21 protein-coding genes are annotated in these 25,347 nt (G+C 44.4%); 11 read left to right on the top strand and 10 right to left on the bottom strand.

What is annotated here, in order from left to right:
- Window positions 1–94: 94 nt before the first annotated feature.
- From V7R42_RS11415 to V7R42_RS11395, 5 genes are read right to left on the bottom strand one after another with little or no spacing between them, the layout of a single operon-like run.
- On the bottom strand, window positions 95–1,390 hold the full coding sequence (locus V7R42_RS11415; RefSeq protein ID WP_334020340.1) for a TRAP transporter large permease: 1,296 nt from the start codon (window positions 1,388–1,390) through the stop codon (window positions 95–97).
- Window positions 1,390–1,875: a TRAP transporter small permease gene (locus V7R42_RS11410; protein ID WP_334020339.1), complete on the bottom strand. Its 486-nt coding sequence runs from the start codon at window positions 1,873–1,875 to the stop codon at window positions 1,390–1,392. Before V7R42_RS11410 ends, V7R42_RS11415 begins: the two co-directional genes overlap by 1 nt.
- A gap of 2 nt (window positions 1,876–1,877) precedes the next feature.
- Complete coding sequence (locus V7R42_RS11405) at window positions 1,878–2,861, bottom strand: TRAP transporter substrate-binding protein (RefSeq protein WP_334020338.1); 984 nt, start codon at window positions 2,859–2,861, stop codon at window positions 1,878–1,880.
- Window positions 2,862–2,891: 30 nt separating this feature from the next.
- Window positions 2,892–3,755, bottom strand: coding sequence for a 5-dehydro-4-deoxy-D-glucuronate isomerase (gene kduI / locus V7R42_RS11400; RefSeq protein ID WP_334020515.1), 864 nt, complete (start codon window positions 3,753–3,755; stop codon window positions 2,892–2,894).
- Between the two features lie 58 nt (window positions 3,756–3,813).
- Window positions 3,814–4,572 (bottom strand): SDR family oxidoreductase, encoded by a 759-nt coding sequence (locus V7R42_RS11395; RefSeq protein ID WP_334020337.1) that lies wholly within the window; start codon window positions 4,570–4,572, stop codon window positions 3,814–3,816.
- A 175-nt stretch (window positions 4,573–4,747) separates the two neighbouring features.
- Here V7R42_RS11395 and V7R42_RS11390 point away from each other — a divergent pair, with 175 nt between their 5' ends.
- The 3 genes from V7R42_RS11390 (at window position 4,748) to V7R42_RS11380 (ending at window position 10,080) form a co-directional block, all read left to right on the top strand.
- Window positions 4,748–5,980: a DUF4861 family protein gene (locus V7R42_RS11390; protein ID WP_334020336.1), complete on the top strand. Its 1,233-nt coding sequence runs from the start codon at window positions 4,748–4,750 to the stop codon at window positions 5,978–5,980.
- Between the two features lie 436 nt (window positions 5,981–6,416).
- Window positions 6,417–8,273 carry an alkaline phosphatase PhoX gene (locus V7R42_RS11385; protein WP_334020335.1) on the top strand — a complete coding sequence of 619 codons (1,857 nt, stop codon included), beginning with the start codon at window positions 6,417–6,419 and terminating at the stop codon, window positions 8,271–8,273.
- 64 nt (window positions 8,274–8,337) lie between these two features.
- Complete coding sequence (locus tag V7R42_RS11380; protein WP_334020334.1) at window positions 8,338–10,080, top strand: hypothetical protein; 1,743 nt, start codon at window positions 8,338–8,340, stop codon at window positions 10,078–10,080.
- A gap of 170 nt (window positions 10,081–10,250) precedes the next feature.
- On the opposite strand, the gene V7R42_RS11375 is transcribed toward V7R42_RS11380, so the two are convergent.
- Window positions 10,251–11,234: a glycosyltransferase family 2 protein gene (locus V7R42_RS11375; RefSeq protein ID WP_334020333.1), complete on the bottom strand. Its 984-nt coding sequence runs from the start codon at window positions 11,232–11,234 to the stop codon at window positions 10,251–10,253.
- 555 nt (window positions 11,235–11,789) lie between these two features.
- Between V7R42_RS11375 and V7R42_RS11370 the strand changes: the two genes are divergently transcribed.
- Complete coding sequence (locus V7R42_RS11370) at window positions 11,790–12,338, top strand: hypothetical protein (RefSeq protein ID WP_334020332.1); 549 nt, start codon at window positions 11,790–11,792, stop codon at window positions 12,336–12,338.
- A 10-nt stretch (window positions 12,339–12,348) separates the two neighbouring features.
- Here the strand turns inward: V7R42_RS11370 and V7R42_RS11365 are convergent, their stop codons facing one another.
- The gene (locus V7R42_RS11365; protein ID WP_334020331.1) at window positions 12,349–13,338 is read right to left on the bottom strand and encodes an endonuclease/exonuclease/phosphatase family protein; all 990 of its coding nucleotides are present in this window, start codon (window positions 13,336–13,338) and stop codon (window positions 12,349–12,351) included.
- Between the two features lie 392 nt (window positions 13,339–13,730).
- Here V7R42_RS11365 and V7R42_RS11360 point away from each other — a divergent pair, with 392 nt between their 5' ends.
- Window positions 13,731–14,330, top strand: a complete 600-nt coding sequence (locus V7R42_RS11360) for a BON domain-containing protein (RefSeq protein WP_334020330.1) — start codon at window positions 13,731–13,733, stop codon at window positions 14,328–14,330.
- 93 nt (window positions 14,331–14,423) lie between these two features.
- On the opposite strand, the gene V7R42_RS11355 is transcribed toward V7R42_RS11360, so the two are convergent.
- Complete coding sequence (locus V7R42_RS11355; RefSeq protein WP_334020329.1) at window positions 14,424–15,659, bottom strand: polysaccharide lyase family 7 protein; 1,236 nt, start codon at window positions 15,657–15,659, stop codon at window positions 14,424–14,426.
- 648 nt (window positions 15,660–16,307) lie between these two features.
- On the opposite strand from V7R42_RS11355, the gene V7R42_RS11350 reads away from it, so the two are divergent.
- A complete protein-coding gene (locus V7R42_RS11350; protein WP_334020328.1) occupies window positions 16,308–16,685 on the top strand; it encodes a hypothetical protein in 378 nt (125 codons plus the stop codon).
- Between the two features lie 175 nt (window positions 16,686–16,860).
- On the opposite strand, the gene pyk is transcribed toward V7R42_RS11350, so the two are convergent.
- Both pyk and V7R42_RS11340 read right to left on the bottom strand, forming a co-directional pair.
- Window positions 16,861–18,297, bottom strand: coding sequence for a pyruvate kinase (gene pyk, locus V7R42_RS11345; protein ID WP_334020327.1), 1,437 nt, complete (start codon window positions 18,295–18,297; stop codon window positions 16,861–16,863).
- A 238-nt stretch (window positions 18,298–18,535) separates the two neighbouring features.
- Window positions 18,536–19,387: a MurR/RpiR family transcriptional regulator gene (locus V7R42_RS11340; RefSeq protein WP_334020326.1), complete on the bottom strand. Its 852-nt coding sequence runs from the start codon at window positions 19,385–19,387 to the stop codon at window positions 18,536–18,538.
- 284 nt (window positions 19,388–19,671) lie between these two features.
- Here V7R42_RS11340 and zwf point away from each other — a divergent pair, with 284 nt between their 5' ends.
- The 5 genes from zwf to V7R42_RS11315 are packed head-to-tail and all read left to right on the top strand — an operon-like array spanning window position 19,672 to window position 25,296.
- Complete coding sequence (gene zwf, locus V7R42_RS11335) at window positions 19,672–21,165, top strand: glucose-6-phosphate dehydrogenase (protein ID WP_334020325.1); 1,494 nt, start codon at window positions 19,672–19,674, stop codon at window positions 21,163–21,165.
- A gap of 1 nt (window position 21,166) precedes the next feature.
- Window positions 21,167–21,859 (top strand): 6-phosphogluconolactonase, encoded by a 693-nt coding sequence (gene pgl, locus V7R42_RS11330; RefSeq protein ID WP_334020324.1) that lies wholly within the window; start codon window positions 21,167–21,169, stop codon window positions 21,857–21,859.
- 9 nt (window positions 21,860–21,868) lie between these two features.
- Entirely contained in the window at window positions 21,869–23,695 is a 1,827-nt protein-coding gene (gene edd, locus V7R42_RS11325) for a phosphogluconate dehydratase (protein WP_334020323.1), read from the top strand.
- Window positions 23,695–24,648, top strand: a complete 954-nt coding sequence (gene glk / locus V7R42_RS11320; RefSeq protein WP_334020322.1) for a glucokinase — start codon at window positions 23,695–23,697, stop codon at window positions 24,646–24,648. The genes edd and glk overlap by 1 nt, the downstream gene beginning before the upstream one ends.
- A gap of 3 nt (window positions 24,649–24,651) precedes the next feature.
- Window positions 24,652–25,296, top strand: coding sequence for a bifunctional 4-hydroxy-2-oxoglutarate aldolase/2-dehydro-3-deoxy-phosphogluconate aldolase (locus V7R42_RS11315; protein ID WP_334020321.1), 645 nt, complete (start codon window positions 24,652–24,654; stop codon window positions 25,294–25,296).
- Window positions 25,297–25,347: the final 51 nt, after the last annotated feature.

The raw sequence follows: 25,347 nt of genomic DNA, 5'->3' as shown, positions 1-25,347 counted from the left end.
AATTAAAGCGATATATTCTTGTTACTAAAAGATGAAAGGTCGAGTGCTCAAATTGCACCTGAACAATCGATTCAATTTTTATCACTCAATCTTTCTAAAACCCTAGTGCACGTGGTAGCGCTTCACTGAACCAAGCGACATACGTGACTAACATGAGGACGACAAACATAGCTACATACAAGGGTATTAATGGTCGAATGATGTTCTCAAGTTTGGTTTTGGCAATCGCACAAGTAATGAAAAGTACTGCACCAACGGGGGGCGAGCATAGCCCAATAGACAGATTAAGTACTAGCATGATGCCAAACTGAAGCTCGCTCATACCAAGCTCTAGTGCCACAGGTAAAAATATGGGTGTAAAGATAAGTACGGCAGGCGTCATATCTAAAAATGCACCAACTACGATGAGTAATAGATTGATCAATAGAAGAATAAGCAATGGGTTTTCGCTTACCGACAAGAGCGCATTACTTAAGGTTTGCGGAATGTTCTCGAACGATAAAAGCCAAGACATGGCGGTAGACGCCGCGATAAGCAACATAACAATCGCTGTTGTTTCCGCCGCTTTTAAGAAAATGTCAGGTAAGGCTTTCGCCTCTACTTCTTTGTAAAACACCACGGCTAGCAGCAATGAGTAAACCACCGCAATGGCGCCAGCTTCAGTAGCGGTAAAAATGCCGCCCACAATGCCGCCAATTACTAAAAATATGAGAAACAAAGAAGGAAGCGCCGCAACGGTTTTTTCAACAACGACTTTTACAGGAAGTCGCGGTGACAGAGGGTACCCCTTCATTTTTGCGTATATAAAGCACACCAGCATGAGCGCTAGACCTACCATAATACCTGGAATATAGCCAGCCATAAAGAGGGCGGCGATGGATACGCCACCGCTAGCGATTGCGTATACTATTAAAATATTACTTGGTGGAATTAACATGCCAGTGGTGGATGCTGCGGCAGTGACCGCGGCGCTAAAATTTGGCTCGTAGCCAGCTTTTTTCATCTCGGGCAGCATGAAGCTGCCAATAGCAGATGTGGTCGCTACCGCAGACCCTGAAATCGCACCAAAAAGCATGCAGGAAACGACGTTAACCAGGGCTAGTCCACCGGGAAGGGCACCAATAAGCGCCATTGCACATTCAATTAATCGCTTGGCTATCCCACCGCGTCCCATGATAAGGCCAGATAAAACAAAAAATGGAATTGCCAAGAGCGCGAAGCTATTGAGGCCACCTGCCATACGCTGGGCAATAGTAATGGTAGCCGGTGCAACGTCCATGCTCATTACCATAGCAAGCAGCGTGGCTACCCCTATACTGATTGAAATAGGAACATTTAAAAGAAGGAGTACAAAAAAAGCGACGATTAAGATTATACCGGTCAGTTCCATTACACTGACTCCTTATTGTTGTTATGCCATAGCGTCGTAATGTTGACCAGTGCGTAGGCAATGATTAGGCCTCCAGATAAGGGAAGCACGCTGTAGATAAAGCCCATTTTTACACCAAGCGCTGCTGAGATTTGCTCTAGCTCTAATGTGAGAGAAACCAATTCGGCGCCGCCGTAAACCATCACTAAAACACAGAAGATAATGACAATAACTTCAACGCAGGTAAGTAGAAGGCGTTTCACTTTACGGGACTGACGCTCAACAATTAAGTTGAATCCTAAGTGGGCATGTTGGCGATAGGCGTAGGCCGCACCTAAGATGCCAATCCAGATAAGTATGAACCTAGACAATTCTTCGGTGACCGAAGCGGGATCTTTAAGTATGTAACGTGAGACCACTTGCCAAATTACGGTAAGTAAAATACTCACCATGGCAATTATAAGGGTGCCGGCTAAGGCTTTATCAATGAGGCGTAATATTGTCATTGTTACATCGCTTTTATTTGCGTAATTAAGTCGCCAATTGGCGTGTCTTCAAAGCTCTTGTGAAAAGGCTTTACCGCTTCAACGAAAGGCCCTTTGTCCGGCATAATAACTGTGACGCCTTCGGCTTTTACCTTTTCTAAAGAGGCTTGTGTCGATGTTTTCCACAGTTCGCGTTGGTATTCAACAGAGTCTTCCATCGCTTTGGTTAACCACGTTTGTTGCTGTTCATTCAAACTTTCCCATACCGGAAGCGATGCCAACATGACGTCTGGAACACTGGTATGCTCGTCAAGGCTGTAATAACGGGCAATTTCGTAATGACGTGAAAGGTAGTAGCTGGGCGGGTTATTCTCTGCGCCGTCTACCACGCCTTGCTGAAGCGCTGTGTAAAGCTCTCCCCAGGCAACGGGAGTTGCAGCTCCTCCAAGTGCGCGAACTGTTGCTACTGCAGTAGGGCTATTCAACACGCGAATTTTGAGCCCGTTTAGATCGCTGGGTGTTTCTATTGGTTTGTCGTTGGTGTAAAAACTACGGCTTCCTGCATCGTAATAGCCGAGACCTTTAAGTCGGAAGTCTTCAACACCAGAAAGCAACTCATCGCCTAAGTCGCTGTTTAATACACGCCAGAAGTGTTCGTTATCGCGGAAGATATAGGGAATGCTAAAAATCTTCATTTCGGGAGCAAACCCTTCCAGAGGGCTTGCAGACACCTTAGTCATGGCGAGTGAACCAATCTGCAGCAGTTCTACCATCTCTCTCTCGGTTCCCAACTGGCTGCTCGGGTAAATAACCACACTCATTGTACCGTCAGAATAGTAGTTTAGGCGCTCTCCAAGATACTCCATTGCCTTATGCACTGAGTGTTGAGTGTCTAAGGTATGCCCCAAGCGCAACACGGTGACTTCACCTTGCAACTCATTTTGAGAACACGCCGAGATTAGCAACAGGGCCGTAGCAGAGAGTGTAAGTTTTATATACCGCAACATAATCATTTCACCTAGTTAGAACAGGACTGCTTAGCGCAACTGTGAAGGTGGAAACTTATCCATATCATCGTAATCCAGGTTTTCACCTGCCATTCCCCAGATAAATGCATAGCTTCCTGTACCTACACCACAGTGAATCGACCAAGGTGGTGACACCACAGCTTCTTCATTTGCTACGAAAATATGGCGAGTTTCGTGAGGTTCGCCCATAAAGTGACACACGCGGCTTTCGCTATCCATATCAAAATAAAAATACACTTCATTGCGTCGGTCATGTTGATGAGCCGGCATGGTGTTCCACACTGAACCCGTGTGCAGACGTGTTAGTCCCATCTGCAGCTGACAAGTATCGACAACAGTATTGATAAGTAACTGTTTGATTTCACGCTTGTTGGAGGTTTCTTGACTGCCTAAGTGAAGAATATTTGCGTCCTTGCTGCCTATCTTTTTACACGGATAAGCATGGTGAGCTGGCGCTGAATTTAAGTAGTACTTAGCGGGATTAGACGCGTTGTCTGACTCGAAAATGACTTGTTCATTGCCTTGGCCGATGTACAAGGCTTCTTCATTATCCAAATGGTAAGTGGTGCCTGAAACAGTGATGGTGCCAGGTCCGCCGATATTAATGGCACCTACCTCACGACGGGCGGTAAAGAACGGCATCTTCAGCTGATCTTCAATGGTTTCTAACGTTAACGCTGACGTTGTCGGTACCGCACTTCCAAGCATAAACCGTTCGTAGTGGGTGTATATCCATACGACTTCGCCTTTTGTCATTAGGGTGTCGACTAAAAACGCGTCGCGCAATTCTTGCGTGTTGTAAGCGTTGGCCTCTTTACGACCAATAGCATATCGGGTGTCTATTTTTTTACTAACGTATCTTTTATCGCTCATGGCTGTGTTATCGCTTATGCTTTTTCCATCGCTCATGGATGTATCCCCTATTCGTAAATTAACGTGCTAGAAAGCCGCCATCGACAGCAAGGATATGGCCGTTTACGTAATTGCTTGCTGCGCTCGCAAGAAATACCGCCGCACCCGCTAAATCATCACTTTCTCCCCAGCGATTAGCTGGAATGCGGGCACAAATTTCAGCACTGCGTGTTTCATCGTCTTGCAGTGCTTGGGTGTTATCGGTTTTGATGTAACCGGGCGCAATTGCGTTTATCTGCACATTGTATTGACCCCATTCATTTGCCAGCGCTTTGGTAAGGCCTGCAATGGCGTGTTTACTCGCTGTATAGGCAGGAACGGTAATGCCGCCTGTATAACTTAACATTGATGCAATATTGATGATTTTGCCTTGCCCACGTTCTACCATCGTCTTGCCAATAGATTGGCTGAGTAGAAAAGCTGAATCGATGTTGACCGCAAGTACGTTTCTCCACTCGTAAAAAGGAAAGTCGATAGCAGGTGCTCTGAAAATAGTGCCGCCGTTATTCAGCAGGATGTCGATGTGTCCTTTAATGCTTAACGCATCGTGGGCAAGTTTAACTACCGCGTCGGCATCGGCGAGGTCAGCGTTTAACGCCATTGCCTGACCGCCTTTACTTTGAATTTTACGTAGTGTCTCGTCACATCCACCTGGTCGAGAACTGGCGCAGATTACGAAGGCGCCAGATGTGGCGAGTGCTAAGGCAAGCGCTTGGCCTATACCTCGACTTGCTCCGGTCACTAATGCGGTTTTTCCTTCTAGGCTAAAGTTGACCATGTAATTTACCTTTTACTAAATAGTTCATGGGCATGACGAATTTTATCGACATACTAAATTGAAAAATTCCGTTAACAAAATTTAAAATAATTGCCACCGGTGGCATTTGTCAATATATTGTTTATAAATATCGTTAATTATTTTAATACGTTAACAACCGATGGAGAGCATAAAAGTGATAAAATTTAGTAAGATAGGTCTAATTCTGGTGCCATTATTGGCAAGTTGCTCACAAGGGGATATAGATTCGGTTTTGTCTGTCAAGGTGAAAAATTCGGCAGACGGTGGTAGCGGCGAGCAAGTTTTCGAAGTGTCTTTGCCGCCGCAATATTCAGGTTGGAAGCTAAAACAACACCCTTCAGAGTGGGTAGTGAATAGCGAAGGACAAGCGGTACTATTAGGTGCCGCATCCATTGCACCGGGAGAAAGTGCGTTATTGGAACTCGTGCCACCAGAGCAAGCAACCAATGTTAACCTCCAAGACCGTGCACACGCTGAACTTTCTGTACGAACGGGAGGAGAGTGGCAAGACGCAGCATATAGCGCTGAGGGTTTTTCTTTTGAAGAAGTTACCTCATTCACATCACCTCCACAATTGACCGATCATTCTTACTTTTTGCGTTACGAAGGACCAGGCTGGGAGTCTGATCAAATGGGCTATCGCCTTTATCTTGATTGGCGTAACGCTATTGATGCCTTTGTTAAAACGAACGACAGTGTTGTATTACCTGAGGTGGGGCAAGACGGCTACGATAGCTATCACAATTTATCTCCGTGGGGCGGAGACGCGCTTAAAGTTGGTAAATCGTTGGGCGTGGGGGCGCTAGGTCGATTAATAGAACAAGAAACCCAAGACTCCTCAACGCAGACAGTTATGCATTTTCAGCATGTAGATAATACGCAATACCAATTGGTATCGAATTCTCAGTTGCGGGCTGAGTTCGAGGTTGGCTACGAAGGGTGGTCATCGTCTGATGCGAAAGCGGACAGTATCGACGTTACCACGCGCTATCGAATTGAAGCGTTCGACCCCACAACCCATATCAGTGTTTCTGTATCAGAGCCTTCGGATAATATTGTCTCAGGTCTAGTGGCGCATGATGGAATGCAGGTGATTAAAGCCGAGCGCGGTGAGTGGGGCGTGGTGGCGACTTGGGGAACGCAAAGTATCTTGGCAGATAACGACAACTTAGGGTTGGCCGTTGTTTACCGGTTAGATCAGGTTGAAAAGGTATTCGAGGGTGAACATGACCACCTTGTATTGTTCAAACCTTTAACCGCTTTAGATTATAAAATACTCGCGGTCTGGCCCAAACGTAGCAAAGATATACAAACTGCAAAGCAGTTCGAAGACTATCTAATAAGTAAATTAAAAGTGTATAGTCATCCGCTTACCGTCTTAAACTAAGTATCGTCAAGTGACCGGGCTAGCGCGCTGTTGTGAGATGCTTAGCCCGTTAGCTATTCAAATTATTTCCTCCCTTTACTTTCTCTTACCACTTTACTCCATCTAAGTTTCGAGAAGTGTGCTCTGTGGTGTTCATGTAAACAAAGCTTGGACCAGTATTGTGAAACAAATAATTCATAAACTGACTGAGTGGTTTAGGTTTTCTTGATTGAGCATTCAATAACCCCAGTGATTACAGCGCCTTTGTAAATCTTCGCATTTGTTTTATTTGTTTTTCAGACCCTTGTGTCAATAAAGGTTCATTTTGGTGTCAATTCACTGTCACCGGAATGTCACAAATGTCCTCCAAACTTTCGCCCGCTAAGACCATTTAGCGAGGTAAGCCATCTGCTCTCCTCATCTCTAATTATAAAACAAGCATAAGCAAGGAACCGTAATGAAAAGCGAAACTCTTCGTGGAATAAAGTATTCAGCGATTGCACTAGCAGTAACACTTGGCATGTCTGCCTGCTCACTAGAGGGTGATGATGGTGAAAACGGCGTTCAGGGTCCAGTAGGTGAGCAAGGCCCAGTAGGTGATCAGGGGCCGGTAGGTGAGCAAGGGCCTCAAGGTGACGGCGCAGGCACACTTACGCGTATTGCTACGGTTCCACTTGGTGCGGAAGTGACTGGTATTTTTCTAACTGATGAGGGTGATTTGTTTTTCAACGTTCAGCACCCGTCGGGCACTAATTCAGCAACAACAAGTGTAAATGCAATGCCTATCAATACCGGTACGGTTGGTGTGCTTGCAGGTGCTAACTTCAATAATCTGCCAGTTACATTACCAGATTCACCTGTACCAAGCTCAGATGAAGAAAAAGAGCTGGTGGTTTCTGCTATCGGTCAATATCAAGTACTGGGACAAACGGGTGATACTTTCGGTACCGACTTACCAGAAGGCCTAGGCCACATTTACACACTAGATGGTGAAGAGTTGGTTCTCGAAAACGACATGCCTGACTTTAACGGCTTCATCTCAACCGCCGAAGGCGAAGGTTACCTTTTCTCAAACTGGGAAGAGCTTCCTGGCGGTATGAGCCGCATGAAAGTGGAAAAAGATGAATTTGGTATGTGGGAAGTGACCGAAGCCATGATGCTCGATTTTTCGCCTGTGTGGGGAACGGCGGCAAACTGCTTTGGTTCAATGTCACCTTGGGGTACGCCGCTTACCTCAGAAGAGTGGGTAGTAGATTCGGCGGTAAATACAACTACGTCACCCAGCTGGAACAACCCTGAAGCTGTATCTACAGATCCGCGTATAAGTCGAATGTGGCAAATGACGGCGCCAGATGCACCAAACCCATACAACTATGGTTACATTGCTGAAGTAACAGAGCCGTTGGCTGATGAGCCGGTTATTGTTAAACATTTTGCCATGGGTCGTTACGAACACGAAAACTCAACGGTAATGCCTGATGGAAAAACCGTTTACCTCTCTCAAGATGATACAGGTGGCGTATTGTTTAAGTTCATCGCAGATACGGCTGAAGACTTATCTGCAGGAACACTCTACGGCGCTAAGCTTACTCAGGATGCAGGTCAAAATGATCCTGCGACTACGGGCTTTGCGGTTGAATGGGTGGAATTAGCTAGCGGTGATAACCTGACTATTCGCGCGTGGATTGATGAATACAATGGTATTGGTACCGACGATTACGTGGAAGGACAAAGTTCTTACATTACTATGGCCGACGTTCAAGCATGGGCTGATGGCGATGCGACCTATCCAACGGTAGAGGAAGGTGGCTCTAGCGTAACAGCAGGACAGCCTATGGATAACCGCGTTGCGTTCCTAGAGAGTCGTGCAGCGGCACGTCTTAAAGGAGCTACAGCAGAGTGGAGAAAACTGGAAGGTATCTCAATCAACCAGAAACGCGCAAAGGAAGCGGTTGAAGGTGTAGATACTATCGAAGGTGAAGTGGTACAGAATGCATACCTTTACATCGGCATCGCTGATATCGACAACACAATGATTGACGGTGAAGGCGATATGCAGCTTTCAGCCCGCGTTAAAGACTGTGGTGGCGTTTATCGTGCCAAGCTTGAAGCAGGCTACAACATCTCTCGTATTGAACCTGTGGTGATGGGCGGTACGTACCGTTCAAGCCTAACTGGCGCCGAGCGTTGTGACGTTGAACAGCTTTCTCAACCAGATAACGTAGTGGTGATGAACGACGGCCGTATTCTTATCGGTGAAGACGGTTTCCAAGAAAACAATACGCTGTGGATGTATGAGCCAGCAGATAAGTAAGTTTTCTTTTTAAATAAAAATATTCCGGGTACCTGTGTGCCCGGTTTTTTCCGTTGTGACGATTATGAAAATGTTAAAAATAACTTCGAGTGTTGGCATTCTGCTTTCACTACTTACCAGTGCAGGGTGCATTGATAACACGGGTGACAACGTAAGCAATCAGTCAAATTACGAACTAAGCTCACCTAGCTCTGGCGCTCACGCACAAGCGCCTTCATCTACAAAGAAAAAGACCGACAGCACGAACGCTTATCCTTATCAAGAAGGGGATACTATTCCCGCTCTTGCGTATATTGAACATAACGAAGTGTATAATCCTGAGTCGGTTATTCCTCCCCAGTGTTACACCAAAACGGAAGGCGTCAATAACCCCTGCTACGCATGCCATCAAAGTTACGATGCAATGGAAAAGCGCCCTAATCAAATGGGTGATGGCACGCTACAGGGCAACTATGAATTTTCAGACGTAGGGTTAACAAACAGTTGGAAAAACTTGTTTATTGACCGTACATCACTGATTGCGAGCATTGATGATGCCACGATTAAGAAGTATATAGCACAAGATAATTACACTGCTTCGCTTAACAATGACACCATGCCAGATTACATGCGAATTGAAAATTTGAGCGCTGCTGACAAAGCATTTGATAGCGACGGTTTCGCTAAAGATGGCAGCGGGTGGGTGTCATACAATTACAAGCCTTTCCCGAGTACCTTTTGGCCGACGAACGGGTCGACCGGTGACGCGATGATTAGGCTTCCGAAAAACTTTCAAGCGCTTAATGGCGAGTATAATAAGGCTATTTATATATTAAACCTCAGCTTGGTTGAGATGGCGCTTAAAGATTTAGACAAACTAACTGTGGCGCCGATTAATGAGGTAGCACTGAACCTTGACGTAAACCAAGATGGCAAGCTGTCACAGTCAGTGACTGAAATCGCTCGTTTGTCGCGCTACGTTGGCGATGCAAGCGCAGTTTCGCTAGCGCACATGCTTTATCCTGAAGGCACAGAGTTTTTACATACGGTACGCTACATTGGTGTGGATGAAAACGGGAATATTTATAACGCGCCGCGTATGAAAGAAGTTCGCTACATGAAAAAGCATATGTTCAGAAGCAGAGAAAGTTTAGCGTCCGCCTATTATGCGGAAGCAAAAGATAAGCATTTTGAAAAGCTGCCTCAAACTCGTTATCTAGGTGAGAAAGGTATAGACAATGGCTTTGGTTGGACAATTAACGGCTTCATTGAAAACGAACAAGGCGCGCTTCGCGCACAGCACGACCAAGAGCTTGCTTTTTGTAACGGCTGTCACAAAACCGTTGGATCAACCTTCGATCAAACATTTTCATTTGCCCGCAAAGTACCTGGAGAAGCGGGGTGGGGCTATATAAACCTGCGTGAAATAGAAGATGTGCCAAATATCAACGAGGAAAAAGGCGAATTCCTTACTTACATGGAACGCGTGGGCGGGGGCGATGAGTTCCGTCAAAACGGTGAAATGCTGGCTAAATGGTTTAATGAAAAAGGCATGGTTAAGGCAGAAGAAGTGCAGCGTGCTAAATCAGTATACGACATCATTACCCCTTCTCCCGAGCGTGCTTATGCGTTAAACAAAGCCTATTTGACCATAGTGAAAGAGCAAAGCTATTTGTTTGGACGTGATGCAACGATAACCGAAGCAACTAACGTGCTGAGTACCATTGATGCAGAGCAACCACCACTTAAACTAGAGCATCGTTTTAAGTGGGATATGCGTCTGAACTGGCAGCAAGGAAAAACAAGCGCTATTGCAGAAGCTCGGTAGCGCTTGTTTATTTAGAAGATAACGCTCGCGGCTAAATATTGGCCGCGGGTAAAACTTCAAACTGAATCGGTTTGTAACGGAAGTTATTTGACTCGCCCGCTAAGTGTTCGGTTAATCCCACAACCAAATTAGGTTTCATTAAAGACGCTCCATATCTTCCTGAAAGCGTTTTATGCCGTTGTACTCAAAAGGTCAGTGCTTTTCTCCGGCGAATGAAAAGATGTAAATTCAACGTTATTATGGGTGTATGTTACCGTTAAATGGTCCACCGGCGAACTCGGCGTGTCTTCATTTTCCTGTTGGGGAAGTTGCTTGATTTTGATGCCGTTTTTCTCATAATCGGCATTAATAAAGCCCTCTTTAGCATAGGCGTTCAATACATCGACACAGGGGTAGAAATTCCATTTAGAGTGAAAACGCTGAGCGTTGTGTACAAAATCGAGAAGATGGTGTACCGGGCATTGATAATTAGGTCGGTGTGGCGCAAATGTGCGCGTGGGTAATTGCTCTAAAGAAAGACCTAACGCTCTACAGTTTGTAAAAAAATCTTCGTCGTTTAGTCCGAAACCCGCGTAGCCTTCATCGAAGCCGCCGGTTTTTTGAAAGTCTGCCTTACGAATAAAAAACACTGTAGAACAAATACTATCGTCACTAAACTTTCCATGATTAATTTCCTGCTCTCTTGAAGGGATTTCATTATTGTCATCATCAGGTAACGTATCGTCGTTACTCGCGAGATAACCAATTTGTCTTTCATCTTTTGAAATTTGTAAATAGGGCTTATTGCATCGATCGCTAGGAAGGAAAACCACTGAAGTAAACACTAAGGTGTCGTCTCGAAGGGCCAATAAGCCATCCTTAAACAGCGAAGGTGCAATGACAGCATCTACGTTTAAATACGCCAAGTTTGCATGTTTCGCTGCCTGCATCCCCTTGTTGCGAGCTTTCGCAATGGGTAACGCTTCTTGTGTAGTAAATTTATGTACAATATCGAACTTATCACTGCGAACGAGCGATAAATCAGAAGGAGGTGCCATCCATACAATCACGAGTTCATCTGGCGTCGGAGAGCATTGCTCTAACTGCGTAATTAACTTGCTCAGTTTCTCAGTTCTATTCTTTACTATAGTCACTGCACTAATAGGTGAACGCATACTCTACCTCCTTTATTAATTCGTTGAATCAGTTGTTTCTGTACGACGCGCTATTCGTTATATTTTGGTACAAGCAAAGAGTGTTCCTGTTTTCTATCATTTTGAAAAGTAATGGTTTATTTTGTTTTTTGCGCTTTTTTTGAATTTTTTTAGCGATTGCTGAACAAGTAGGCGAGCAAGAGGTGCAAAGTACGAGAAATATTTACAATCAAAATAGTTGAGGCATAAATTAGCAGTTCGTTAATAGGAAAGTTAGGTTGCTTACGTAAGATTCGCAGACCCATATGACTCACTATTATATGCGTACGATTTCAACGCCTATTTAGCGCGTATTAACTTTTCCATCACTACATAGTTTGATATGCTTGTTAAGTGGGTTAAACATTACAATTCAATAGTTTAAATATTCCTGTAATTATTGCTTAGCAAATTTTCTTTCGAGTAAAGCTTATCTTTTATTGTGGGTTTACTCATACAGGGTGTAGGCAAATCTTCAGCGTTGCTTGTAACGTATTAATAACTGTATTTCGTATTTTTGTTTGGTGGATAAAGGCTGTGGAATCACAATCGTCTGTACTTATTCGACAGTATGACAAGCAATCATTAAAGTTGGTTGATGTTATATCAGGCATCTCACCGAATGCTATGCGCAGAGTATTTGGTGGCTGGATATTTTTCGCAGGTGTTGTAGGCGTCATAGTAAGTGTGGCACCAGATTTAAGCGATCAATTTATTGGTTTAACGCTTTTCGTGCTTGTTGCCTTTACGCTCGTTATGTTCGGGCAAAGCAGAATAACGGAAGGCTGGCCCGCTATTATTTGTGACCACGACTATATTGGCGTGGTAAGAGACCCAATGAAGAGGGAATACATTTGCGTCAACTCTGCCTTGGTTAAAGATGCGAAGCCCGCGCTTATAAAGCCCAATAAAAAAGCAATTGAAATTATACTTGTTGATGAGCGGCTCACAGCACGGGATAAAGAGGTGCTTAACCAAGCAGTTTGGCCTAGAGATAGTACGCTTATTGGACTGGCGCATTTCAAAAAGCGTGAAGACGCGTGCGATAGTCTAATGTGGTGCGTAAAACACCGTGGCGTTCGCTAGAGATCACAAATTAACATCTATCGTCATTGCTGATGAGCGCAAGTTCGGTGTAAAGAGGGTAGTGGTCCGAACCAACGCCCTCAAGCTTCTCTATGTTTACCAGCGCAAAATGTTCAGAATGAAATACGTGGTCTAATGGCCACTTCACAAGTGGATATTTTGCGTGAAAAGTATTAAAAAAACCACGTCCCTCTCTGGGATCTAGCAGTCCACTTATTTTTTTAAATTTCCTGGTAGTAGGGGACCACGCCACATCATTTAAATCGCCAGCCACGATAATAGGCCCGTCTGTTTTAGCAATTTCCTCACCCACCACGGTTAGCTCAACATCTCTGGGCTTCGCATAAGTGTTTTCTGTTGGGCTTGGGGGTTTTGGGTGAAGAAAATATAAAGTAACAACGCTGCCGTGATGATTAATTTTCACTCTCATAGACGGAACATCCTCTTCAATTAGGAATCGCAGTGAGACCTCTTCAAAAGGAATTTTGCTATAAAGATGCATTCCATAGAGATTTTCTAATGGACAAAATTTACGAAACGGGTATTCAGACTCAATTTCACTGATGCCTTTCTGCCACTTTTCATTAGACTCCAGCGTGACAAGAAAATCGGGTTGCTTATTTCGAACGTGTGCGATGAGTTTGCGAAAGTCGTCATTTGGCATATACACATTGCTCGATAAAACACTTAGCTTTTGACTAGCGTTTTCAGCTTTTAAATGCCTAACCTCCCGTTTGTACAACGGTGTGTAAGGAATAATCCAAATGATTTGATAAATAAAGCTTACTATTAACCCAGCTACAATAACTATTGAGAACACGCCTATATGCGTGTGGTAGCTAGCATTAAACGCATGTCCTACAATCAATATTGAAATAATTGATGCAATTTGCAACCGCGGAAATTCCCACACTCTGACTAACCAATGAGAAGAAGGAAGTAAAGGGGCCCAACTAATGGCTATGAATAAGACTGAAACGGCATTAAGTGCAGAGTCCATGTCTGACTGTTCCTTGAACTTGATTAATAAAAAGCACCTTACCCGGAAAAATAGCGAAGTAAAGAAACACGCAACGACCGGAAAAGTAAAACAAATCATGATAGTTACGCCAACTTTCTAAATTAAGTTTAACCTCAATTATTATTAGCAAAACGAGTTTTAAGAGCAATATCAAACGCTGACAATAAATTTTGCACTACCGACTCACAATAAAAGGGGTTTACACGAGTACTTAAAATTAAGTAAAAAATTCTCAAATTAACGCAAAGTTTTCAAATCAGTGAATGTAAACATACAGTGGTACTGTTGATTTAACCTTTATAATCAAAGTGATACGGTTTTGGCAAGGATTTGGCATTGTTTACTGTGAGTTTCGACAAAGGAGAAATGTTATGAAACGTTCACTAATTTCTATGATTGTTGCTACAACGTTGACTACAGCTGCTTATGCAGGTGACATGGGGACAGACAACAAATGGGAGAAAGGTGCCAAAGACGCATGGATTGACGGTAAAGCTGAAGCTACGCTGTTGTTCAATGGCAACCTAGATTCATTCGACATTAACACTGACGTGAAAGACGGTAACGTGGTGCTTACTGGTAAGGTGGAAAACTCTGTCGATAAAAAGCTAGCGGAAGAGCTAGTAGCCAACATCGACGGCGTAACTTCTGTAGATAACAAGCTTACCGTTGTTGCAGATAACGATATGGATGGCGACATGTCCGAAGATATGGAAGATTCCGTAGATGAAGGCACGAGCGAACTAACAGACGCCAAGATTGCTACAGTAATCAAAACTCGCCTTCTTATGGACACTGACATTTCTGGCTTTGACATTGATGTTGACGTAGAAAACGGTGTGGTAACACTGACTGGCAAAGTTGATTCTGACGCTGAGCGTGACCTAGCAGTGGAAATTGCTAAGAATGCTTCTGATGTCAAAGACGTAGAAAGTGACCTACGTGTTGTTACTGAAACTGCAATGAACTAAAGGTTCGTTTATTCGACTTAATGAAAAAGGGGCATTCGCCCCTTTTTTCTTGCCTAACGTAAGTAAGATAGACCGGTCAGCACATCGACATAACTAATGTTTCCACTCTTTATTCAATAAGACAACTTCATCGTTTTCATATTTAATTTCTTTACGGAGTTCAGTGCCATTGTCTACATTGTCGCTTTTTGTCGTTGGTCTTTGCGTCACAAGGTTAGCTTTGAAGATTTCTGTAGGTTCGCTGCTTTCACCTACCGTTAAGTTGGAAAACGCGACCTGTACATAGTCACCATTTTTCTTATCTTCTGCCCAGTTTCCTGTACCCATACATGCAGCGTACCAAAAGCCGTCATCATCTTTAGTACTGCACTGGTTGTAAGCCCCCGCTTTGAAGTAATTCCAGTCTTGCGTATAACCGTAAGGGTGATCGTGCTTATCTAACTCACCATAAGCATTTACACCATTGGCGAGATTGATAGCATAATTAACGGTTTTGTGTCTGTCTGATTTAAAGCTTAGATACATCACATCACCGTGAACATTCACTTCATAACTAAAGCTCTCGTTAAGTTTGATACCTTCGCTACCAGGGTCTTCAGGGTTGGTCCATATATTCCCCCAAACTGGATAAGCAATATCAGTGCGGTTTTTTTCATTCTTGGGCAGGTTGCGCTCGTAAGTCCAAAACACAGACCCGGTTTCATGGCGTGGCCACTTTTTATAATAAATTTTGAGTGGCTCGTTACCCCAACCAAAGCCCTTTACTTTTTTCTTCCATTTACTGGCGTGTATTTGACCCACTACAACTGAAAAAGCTGGCGCTTTATCAGGATATTTAGCTCTGGTAGCGACATGCTGCACTTTAAGCGTAGCGTTTAATTTTCCGCCCACTTGAGCAAAGCGGTCTGAAAGAGGGTTACTGGCAACAGTAAAGTTATTATTGGGGGAGTGGGTTTTTATGCGCGTGTTAGAACCGCGAAGCATGTGCCGAAGTTCGCTACGGGTATTAGATGAATTTTGAGTGGTTAGCGCTTTATTGGGCGCAGCAAATACCATGTTGCCTTCATCGTCCACATAGAAAAAGTCTTTGTGTTTGAAACTCTGAATATCCTTTACTGATATTTCGTCAACCTTGCCATCGTTATCTTTATCTGTAGGGACAGTGATTTTCCATTCGTTTAAATCAAACTTATTAGCAGGAATAGTCTCTGCAGTGACTAGGGTTGCAGCAAATATAAAAGGCAAAACAGCAACGGCGTATCTTGCGCTTATAGCTAGAAAACCCTTTTGTGTAAAAGGTACGGTAGTTGAACGTTTTACTCGAAACATAATAACCTCTGGGTAGACTATCTCTTATTTATCTAATTAACAATTCTTGGTTTATTGGTAAGTCCAATTTGTAGGGAGAGTTTAAATGTGTAATGCCAAAATATCATTTATGTAAACCAATTGTAAGGCATCTCATAGTGCTATAACAAAAGAGCAAGCGAGAAAGGAATTAGAGGAGTATTTAAAGCTGAGCAGAGCCTATCTAATTAATGGCGTCGACAAGATTGGACGTCTTCCAAAAAAGGTGAGTTTCAGTTGGTAATCTTGGGTTGTTAATGGGTATGACCATTTTATGGGGTCAATACTGTTGAACTTACATATTCGCTCTGTGGAATGAATCGTTTGCTTAAACAAGATAAAAACGACAGGGAAAATTTTTTCTTCAAGTGTGTAGAAAGTTCTTTCACCCTATTTTATAACCGCGTTTGTTTTTGTAACCTTTTGATATTTATGTAAATTCAATGTGGTACAGAAGCTGCTTTTATAAATGGAAGAAGCAGCAGGTTATTTTAGCGAGCCACTCGGCTTTAACATCGCCTTGGTTTACGTAAATGTGTCCGGGTGATAATCAGTCGAAGTGATCTACTTTTTAAGAATAACCTGGTCATTAGTAATATGGGCAGATTAACCTTGCTCAAGGAGTGAGACATGAACGTTTTAAAGTGGGTTTTTTCAGGTATCGTAGTATCAGTTGTAATCGTCTTAGTGGGCATGTTGGGGCAGGGTAAGCTCTCGGTTAGTCAAGCAACCGCTGATGACGCCAAGCGTAAGGTCCACGCTGACATTGGGAAAGTTGAACAAACCTTATCACTTGTTGAGTTTGATTTATCTAAAAAAGCGCATTTACTTAGAAAAACGCGATTAGACTTTTATATCGCGCAGGCAAAACAAGCAGATTTAAGAGGTTGGAAATTTAAACGCGATGAGTTTGTTGAACGCGCAGAAAATATATTGAGCCACCATCTTACTCAATATGCCAATGATGTTACTAAGGACTCAGAGACTTACACAGCACAAGCAATTTAACGCGAAGATTACACGTGAAAACTCACTTTCCTTTACAAAGAACGTAAGGTGCTTTTTAAAAGACGTTTTTTAAATTGAAGAGACTTTCTCATTATGAGCGTTAGCTTATCATCGTTTGAGTAAAATAAAGGCATTAAAGCGAAGCACTTGCTTCGCTTTAATGCTGTAGGTAAGGTTATTCGACTTCTACAATCTTAAGGGTGTTAGTCGCACCTACTTTTTCCATTTCATCGCCGTATGTCAAAATGATGCTGTCACCCGTTTTCACTAGTCCTTTTTCTTTAAGTGACGCAATGACATCGTACTTCAGCTTGCCCGGTTCACTGTTTGAAGAGTCGAAGAAAACTGGCTTAACGCCGCGGCAAAGTGCCATTGTGTTAAGTGTTGAGTGGTGGCGAGACATCGCGATAATTGGCAGAGATGTAGTGATGCGTGACATTAACGTTGGCGTAGTGCCGCTTTCCGTTAAACCTACGATCGCTTTAACACTTGGCAAATGGTTCGCGGCATATACTGCAGACAGAGCAATTGACTCGCTTGTCGAAGAAAACTGCTGATCCATGCGGTGCTTGGAAATTTTAACACTTGGATGAGTTTCCGCGCCTTCACAAACACGAGCCATAGCGGCAACTGTTTCAATAGGGAAGTTACCCGCCGCTGTTTCAGCCGAAAGCATTACCGCGTCAGTGCCGTCTAGTACAGCGTTTGCAACGTCCATCACTTCTGCACGGGTTGGCATAGGGCTGTCAATCATTGACTCCATCATTTGCGTCGCTGTGATGACAACCTTGTTTAGCTGGCGAGAACGAGCAATTAGCTTTTTCTGAACACCAACAAGTTCTGCATCGCCAATTTCCACACCCAAGTCACCGCGGGCAACCATTACTGCGTCAGAAGCAGAGATAATATCAGTCATCGCTTCGTCAGACGCAACCGTTTCGGCACGCTCCACTTTTGCGCAAATTTTGGCGTAGCAGCCTGCTGCTTCTGCAAGTTCACGTGCGTAGTTCAAGTCCGCGCCGCTGCGAGGGAATGACACTGCTAGGTAATCGACGCCAATTTTCGCGGCGGTTTTTATATCTTCTTTATCTTTGTCAGTAAGTGCATCTGCTGAAAGACCACCACCTTGGCGGTTAATACCTTTATTGTTTGAAAGCTTGCCGCCTACGGTTACTTCGGTAATCACTTTGCGACCTTCAACACCAGTGACTCGTAACTGAATACGACCATCGTCAAGAAGCAGAATATCACCTGCTGATACATCATCAGGCAGCGCTTTATAATCAATACCTACTTGATTGATATCACCTTCATCACGACCTAATTCAGCGTCTAGAATGAATTTTGCACCAACCTCTAAACGAATAGCGCCTTCGGCAAAACGAGCAACTCGAATTTTTGGGCCTTGCAAATCACCTAAAATGGCTACGTATTTACCTAAGTTCTTTGCTGCCTGACGAACGCGTTTCGCACGTTCGATATGATCTTCAGCCTGTCCGTGTGAAAAGTTCATGCGCACTGTATTTGCGCCTGCGGCAATGAGAGCCTGAATCTTTTCAAGTGAGTCTGTTGCAGGTCCTAGGGTGGCAAGAATTTTCGTTCTTCTGGTCATGTTATTCCGTCGCTGTTTCTAAGTTAGAAAAGACAAAGAGTGATAGGCTACGCGTTTATACGGTGAGCCTGTAATCGCTTTACGTAATTTTATTACAGAATAATAGTTTAATTTGACAAAAATGTGAATGAAATAAACAAAAACGCCACACTGGCTCGACCAGTTAGGCGTTTTCGCTGTTTTGTTGAACTAGTGTTGTTACGCTAACGCATTCTTTAATGATCATGTAGAAAGAAAATTACTCACCACGCTTTTCGTAGCGTGAACCACGCAGCGTATCTTTTACTCGCTTTAGGTTCTCTCTGAACTTGTTTCCGCGGCGCAATGTGAATCCTGTAGCAAGTACGTCAATCAGTGTAAGCTGCGCAATACGAGAGGCCATTGGCATATACATGTCAGTGTCTTCCGGTACTTCCAATGACAGCACGTAGCTGCATTCCTGCGCCAGAGGGCTTTCCGCAGAAGTAATACCGACTACAGTTGCGTCATTCATACGGGCAATCTGCGCGATTTCTACTAAGCTCTTAGTTCGACCAGTGTGACTGATTAATACAACAACATCGCCATCTGAGCAGTTCATGCAGCTCATGCGTTGCATCAGAATATCCTCAAAATACACAACTGGAACATTGAAGCGGAAAAACTTATTTAACGCGTCGTGAGCCACTGAAGCTGAAGCGCCCAAGCCGAAAAATGAGATTTTCTGGGCCTGCGTAAGTAAATCAACAACGCGATTTACTACGTTTACATCCACAGATTGGCGCGCAACTTCAAGCGACGCCATGGTTGATTCGAATATTTTATTGGTATATTCGCCTGGGCTATCGTTTTCATCTACGTGACGGTTAACATAGGGCGTGCCGTTGGCCAGGCTTTGAGCCAAGTGCAATTTAAAGTCTGGAAAGCCTTTGGTATCAAGTCTTCGACAGAAACGATTTACGGTAGGCTCACTGACATCCGACATCTTAGCGAGCGTTGCTATACTCGAATGAATGGCCGTTTGTGGGTTAGCTAAAATGACTTCAGCTACCTTCTTCTCAGATTTACTGAATGCCGCTTGATTTTGTGTGATTTTTTCTAAAATGTTCATACAGATATAGCAATTAGTTAGCACAATTTATTGTAAGGTACACTCGTAATAGTACCCAATGTGACGACTGTGACAAGAAAAATGTAATTTTTTGACAATTTTTGTTATTTCAATCGGGTTAAATGAGGGTAAACTGAGGGAAAAAGTAAAGAACGAGATGCTGTAGTTGGCACAAGTTGTAATTTTACTACATTTAGTGTTAACTATAGGGTAAAAATAGTCGTTAGTGTTGTAAATAACTGTACAATACGCCGCGGACACATACATTTAAAAGGTCGACGAATATGGTATTGGATAATTCCTACGAACCCTGTGATTTTGTACTTTTCGGTACACTGGGAGATCTTTCACGACGCAAGTTGTTGCCTTCTTTATATCAGCTTGAAAAAGCGAACTTGATGCACCCCGACACCACGATTGTAGGTGTTGCGCGTCAAGAAATGGAGCTGGACGCCTATATAGAAGAAGTTTACGCCAATCTTATTAAGTTTGGTGAAAAGAATTTGTGTGAAGCCACTTGGGAGAAAATGAAAGCGCGTTTGCATTATGCATGCGTAGACATGAAAGATGTTGAAAGCTATTGCGTACTAGACGATCACGTTGACCCAAGCCGTACCATGGTTTGTTACCTTGCAACTCCCCCAGCAATATACGGCGACATTTGCCGCGGCCTGCATAGCTGTAAAATTATCGATTCAAGCGTTCGTGTAGTGCTGGAAAAGCCTATCGGTCACGATTTGGCATCGTCAAAAGTGATTAATGAGCAAGTTGCTGAGTATTTCGACGAAAAGCAAATTTACCGCATCGACCATTACCTTGGTAAAGAAACGGTGCTTAACTTAGTATCGCTGCGTTTTGCCAACTCTATCTTTGCTACTAACTGGGATCACAACTGTATTGATCATGTTCAAATTTCAGTTGCAGAGTCAGTGGGTATTGAAGGGCGTTGGGGTTACTTTGACGACGCGGGACAAATGCGGGACATGGTACAAAACCACTTACTGCAAATATTAAGTTTGGTGGCGATGGAGCCTCCGACAACCCTAGACGCAGACAGCATTCGAGATGAAAAACTCAAAGTGCTTAAAGCGCTTCGTCCTATCAACTCGTTTAATATTAATGAAAGCACAGTTCGAGGTCAGTATACGTCGGGCTTCGTGAAGGGCGAGGAAGTGCCTGGATACCTTGAAGAAGAAGGTGCCAATACGCAAAGTAAGACTGAAACCTTTGTTGCGATTAAGGCGGAAATTGATAACTGGCGTTGGGCTGGGGTGCCGTTCTACCTACGCACAGGTAAACGCATGCCAACTAAGGTGAGTGAAGTTGTTATTTACTTCAAGCGTCAGCCGCACAACTTATTCGGTGACAGCTTCAAGAACCTTCCGCCGAACAAGCTGGTTATTCGTCTACAGCCAGATGAAGGTGTAGAAATCACCGTAATGAACAAAGTACCTGGCCTCACCAGCTCTGGTTCTATGGATCTACAAAAATCGAAGCTTAACTTAAGCTTCTCTGAAGCGTTCGCCGATGAGCGTATTCCTGATGCTTACGAAAAACTGCTTCTTGAAGTTATGCTGGGTAATCAGGCGCTATTCGTTCGTCGCGACGAAATTGAACAAGCCTGGACATGGGTAGACTCAATTCTTGAAGCGTGGAAGCAATCGAGTGAGCCACCAGAGCCGTATCAAGCAGGTACGTGGGGGCCGGTAGACTCTATAGGACTTCTTGCTCGCGAAAATCGCAGCTGGTACGAAAGCAAAACAGGGAAGAAAAAGTAATATGGCGTTGACAACTCTATCATTCGAAACACCTGATGCATTGACTGATGCATTTGCGCAAGACTTAGTCAGTATCTTAAAAACAGGTATTAAAACTCGTGGTCGTGCATCGCTTGTAGTGAGTGGTGGTCGCACGCCGCTGGCGCTTTTCAAACAGCTAAGCGAAACCGATCTTGAGTGGGATAAGGTTGATATCACCCTTGCTGACGAGCGTTGGGTTGAAGAAGGCCATGAGGCCAGCAACACAAGCCTAGTCAAAAATAATTTAATTCAAAATAAAGCCGCAGCGGCTCGTTTTATCGAATTGAAAAGCGAAGCTGACGATGCAAACGAAGGCGTAAATGCAGCAGAGTCAAATCTTGCTAGCATGTCGCAACCTTTTGATGCATTAATTCTTGGCATGGGGGAAGACGGTCATACTGCATCGCTTTTCCCTTGCTCTGAGCAAGTACTTGACGGCTTAGATGTGAACAGCGGCAGAACCTGCATCGCTGTTCAACCTACAACAGCACCTCATCAACGTATTTCATTAACGCTACCAGCGTTACTCAATAGTCGTAATATCTTTTTGCATTTAACTGGTGAAAAGAAAAAACAAGTTTTACTTGACGCTATTGAAAATGCCACCGAAGCGCAAAAGCCCATCACCGCCGTAGTTAACCGCGCGCCGGTTACTTTGATGTGGGCGCCATAGGAGACAAACATGAATCCAAAAATTGCTGAAGTTACGCAACGAATTATCGAGCGTAGTAAAGAAACGCGTAAGGCGTATCTAGAAAAAATTGAGAGTGCACGACGTCAAGGGCCACACCGTGGCGTGTTGTCATGCGGTAACCTTGCTCACGGCTTTGCAGCATGTGGTACAAGCGAAAAATCTGACCTTCGTTCAATGACTAAAGCCAACGTGGCTGTTGTGTCTGCGTATAACGATATGCTTTCGGCGCACCAGCCTTACGAGAGCTATCCTGCGCTTATCAAGGATGCAGTAAAAGATGTAGGCAGTGTAGCCCAGTTTGCTGGTGGTGTACCTGCAATGTGTGATGGTGTTACACAAGGCCAGTCTGGCATGGATTTAAGCCTAATGAGCCGTGATAACATTGCTCAGGGTGCTGCCATAGCCCTTTCTCACAACATGTTCGATAGCGCACTGATGCTAGGTATCTGCGACAAAATCGTTCCTGGGCTACTAATGGGCGCACTAACGTTCGGTCATTTGCCAACCGTTTTTGTGCCAGCAGGTCCAATGCCATCGGGCCTTCCAAACAAAGAAAAAGCCCGTGTTCGTCAAGAATTTGCCGAAGGTAAAGTAGGGCGTGACGCGCTGCTTGAAGCTGAATCTCAATCTTATCATTCAGCTGGTACTTGTACGTTCTATGGAACGGCAAACTCGAATCAGCTAGTGGTTGAAATGATGGGCTTGCACCTTCCTGGTTCGTCTTTTGTTAATCCAGGTACACCTTTGCGCGACGCGTTAACAAAAGCGGCTGCGGTTCAAGCAACACGCTTAACTGATCTTGGCGACAACTATACGCCAATTGGTCACATTGTAGATGCAAAAGCCATTGTGAACGGCCTTGTAGGTCTCCTTGCTACGGGTGGTTCTACTAACCACACCATGCACCTTATTGCGGTAGCTCGCGCTGCAGGTTACATCGTAAACTGGGACGACTTCTCTGATATCTCTAATGCCGTGCCTCTACTTACACGCATTTACCCGAATGGCTCAGCCGACATTAACCACTTTGTTGCAGCCGGTGGTATGTCATTGCTAATTAGACAGTTGCTTGATGCGGGTCTACTGCATAACGACGTTAAGACTATTTGTGGTGAAGGCTTGGACTTCTATACTAAAGAGCCTGTACTTAAAGATGGCGAATTAGAATGGCGAGATGGCCCAACTGAATCCCTTGATAAAGAAGTGCTGGCAACCGTTGACGCACCGTTTAAGCCAGATGGCGGCTTGAGCGTGCTTGATGGCAATCTTGGTCGTGGCGTTATTAAAACCTCAGCGCTCCGTACGCCTCACTGCAATATCAAAGCGCCAGCGGTCGTGTTTGAAGATCAGTTTGAACTGGATGATGCATTTAAGTCTGGCAAGTTAGACAAAGACTGTATTGTTGTTGTTCGATTCCAAGGTCCTTCTGCGATTGGTATGCCAGAGCTTCACCGCTTGACGCCACCTCTAGGGGTGCTTCAAGACCGAGGCTTCAAAGTTGCGCTAGTTACTGACGGGCGTATGTCTGGTGCATCGGGTAAAGTTCCTGCGGCTATCCATGTTACCCCAGAAGCCTATAAAGGCGGCTTACTTGCTAAAGTGCAAGAGGGCGATATTATTGAGCTAAATACCGAAACTGGCGCGCTTACACTTCACGTTGACGATGAAACACTGGCGGCGCGTGAAGCTGCTCCAGCAAATCTAACGAAGCATCATGTTGGAATGGGACGTGAAATGTTTGCGGGTATGCGCGCTATGCTAACAGGTGCGGAAGAAGGTGCGTGTTCACTGTTTTATACGCAGGAGCAAGCATAATGAGCCAGAAGTTTGTGGCTGATGTTGGTGGTACGAATATTCGTGTTGCAAGGGTAACCGAGTCAGGTGTAGCTGACATAAAAAAATACATGTGTAAAGATTTTGCCAGTATTGACCTTGCTATTGCGCAATATTTTAGCGACATGACAGGGTACAACTTTTCGCAAGGTTGCATTGCAATTGCATGTCCAGTATTAGGCGACCACGTCGAGATGACGAACCACAGTTGGGCATTTTCTCAAACAGCACTTAGCTCACAGCTTAAACTTGAAGCGTTGTTCGTTATTAACGATTTCACGGCCGTAGCGCACTCTCTTCCAGTTCTGAGCGGCGAGCAAGTCGTGCAAATTGGCGAAGGCACAGCGAAAGAAAATGGCAATATTGCTGTTTTTGGGCCTGGAACGGGATTAGGTGTTGAGCATATTACAATGACCGCAGCTGGCTGGCAGACGCTGGACGGAGAAGGCGGCCACGTAGACTTTGCACCGGTAGACGAGACCGATGTTGTTGTATGGCGTCACCTCCAATCTACTTTAGGGCGTGCGTCTGCCGAAGAAGTGATGTCTGGTCGCGGTCTACACAATATCTATACTGCGTTAGCCAAGCACGCATCAGCGCCAGTTGTGTTTACTGAGCCCGCTCAGATAACTGACGCTGCGCTAAACGGTACCTGTAAGATTGCTGAAGCAACCCTTACCCAATTCTGTCGAATTATGGGAAGCTTTGCGGGTAATTTAGCACTTAATATGGCGACCACAGGCGGCATCTTCATTGGTGGTGGTATTGCTAATCGTTTCCCTGAATTTATTCAAAATAGCGATTTTAGAGCGCGTTTTGAAGCAAAAGGGCAAATGAAGCATTACGTAAAAGACATCCCTACCTATTTAATTGCAGAACCTGATCATGGTTTATTGGGTGCGGCTGCATATCTGAATCAAAATACAGCGAGCTAAATTATGACAACGAAATGGAAAACCTCTCCAGAGGAAATTTTTGCCGCCGGACCAGTTGTACCTGTGTTGGTAATAAATGACGTAGAAAAAGCCGTACCTCTGGCAAAAGCGCTGATGGAAGGCGGTATTAAAGTACTAGAAGTAACACTACGTACTCCTGCGGCAATCGACGTGATTAAGCGAATCGCACAAGAAGTGCCAGATTCTTTAATTGGTGCGGGAACGGTTACTAACGCGCAGCAGCTCAAAGCGGTAGTTGAAGCTGGCGCTAAGTTCGCCATTAGCCCAGGTATGACGGCGGATTTGCTCAAGGCGGGTATGGATTCGGAAATCCCACTTATCCCAGGTATCTCTTCAACCTCTGATTTGATGAAGGGTAAAGATGCAGGTTACACCCACATGAAGTTCTTCCCAGCAGAAGCTTCAGGTGGCGTTAAAGCCATTAAGTCTATCAGTGGTCCTTTCCCTGATGTGACGTTCTGCCCAACAGGTGGTATTGGCCCAAACAACTACCATGACTATCTGGCGCTTAATAACGTTAAATGTGTTGGTGGTTCATGGCTTGCCCCTGACGACGCAATTGAGGCAGGTGATTGGGCACGCATTACGCAACTGGCAAAAGAAGCTGTTGCGGGCGCTAAACAGTAATTTGCCGAACGTATAAACGAAAAAAACCTGCCCATTGGCAGGTTTTTTTAT

Origin of the sequence: Alteromonas sp. S015 (genome assembly GCF_036864485.1) — a bacterium.
Taxonomy (GTDB): Bacteria; Pseudomonadota; Gammaproteobacteria; order Enterobacterales; family Alteromonadaceae; genus Alteromonas.
This window is presented reverse-complemented; position numbering and strand designations above follow the sequence as displayed.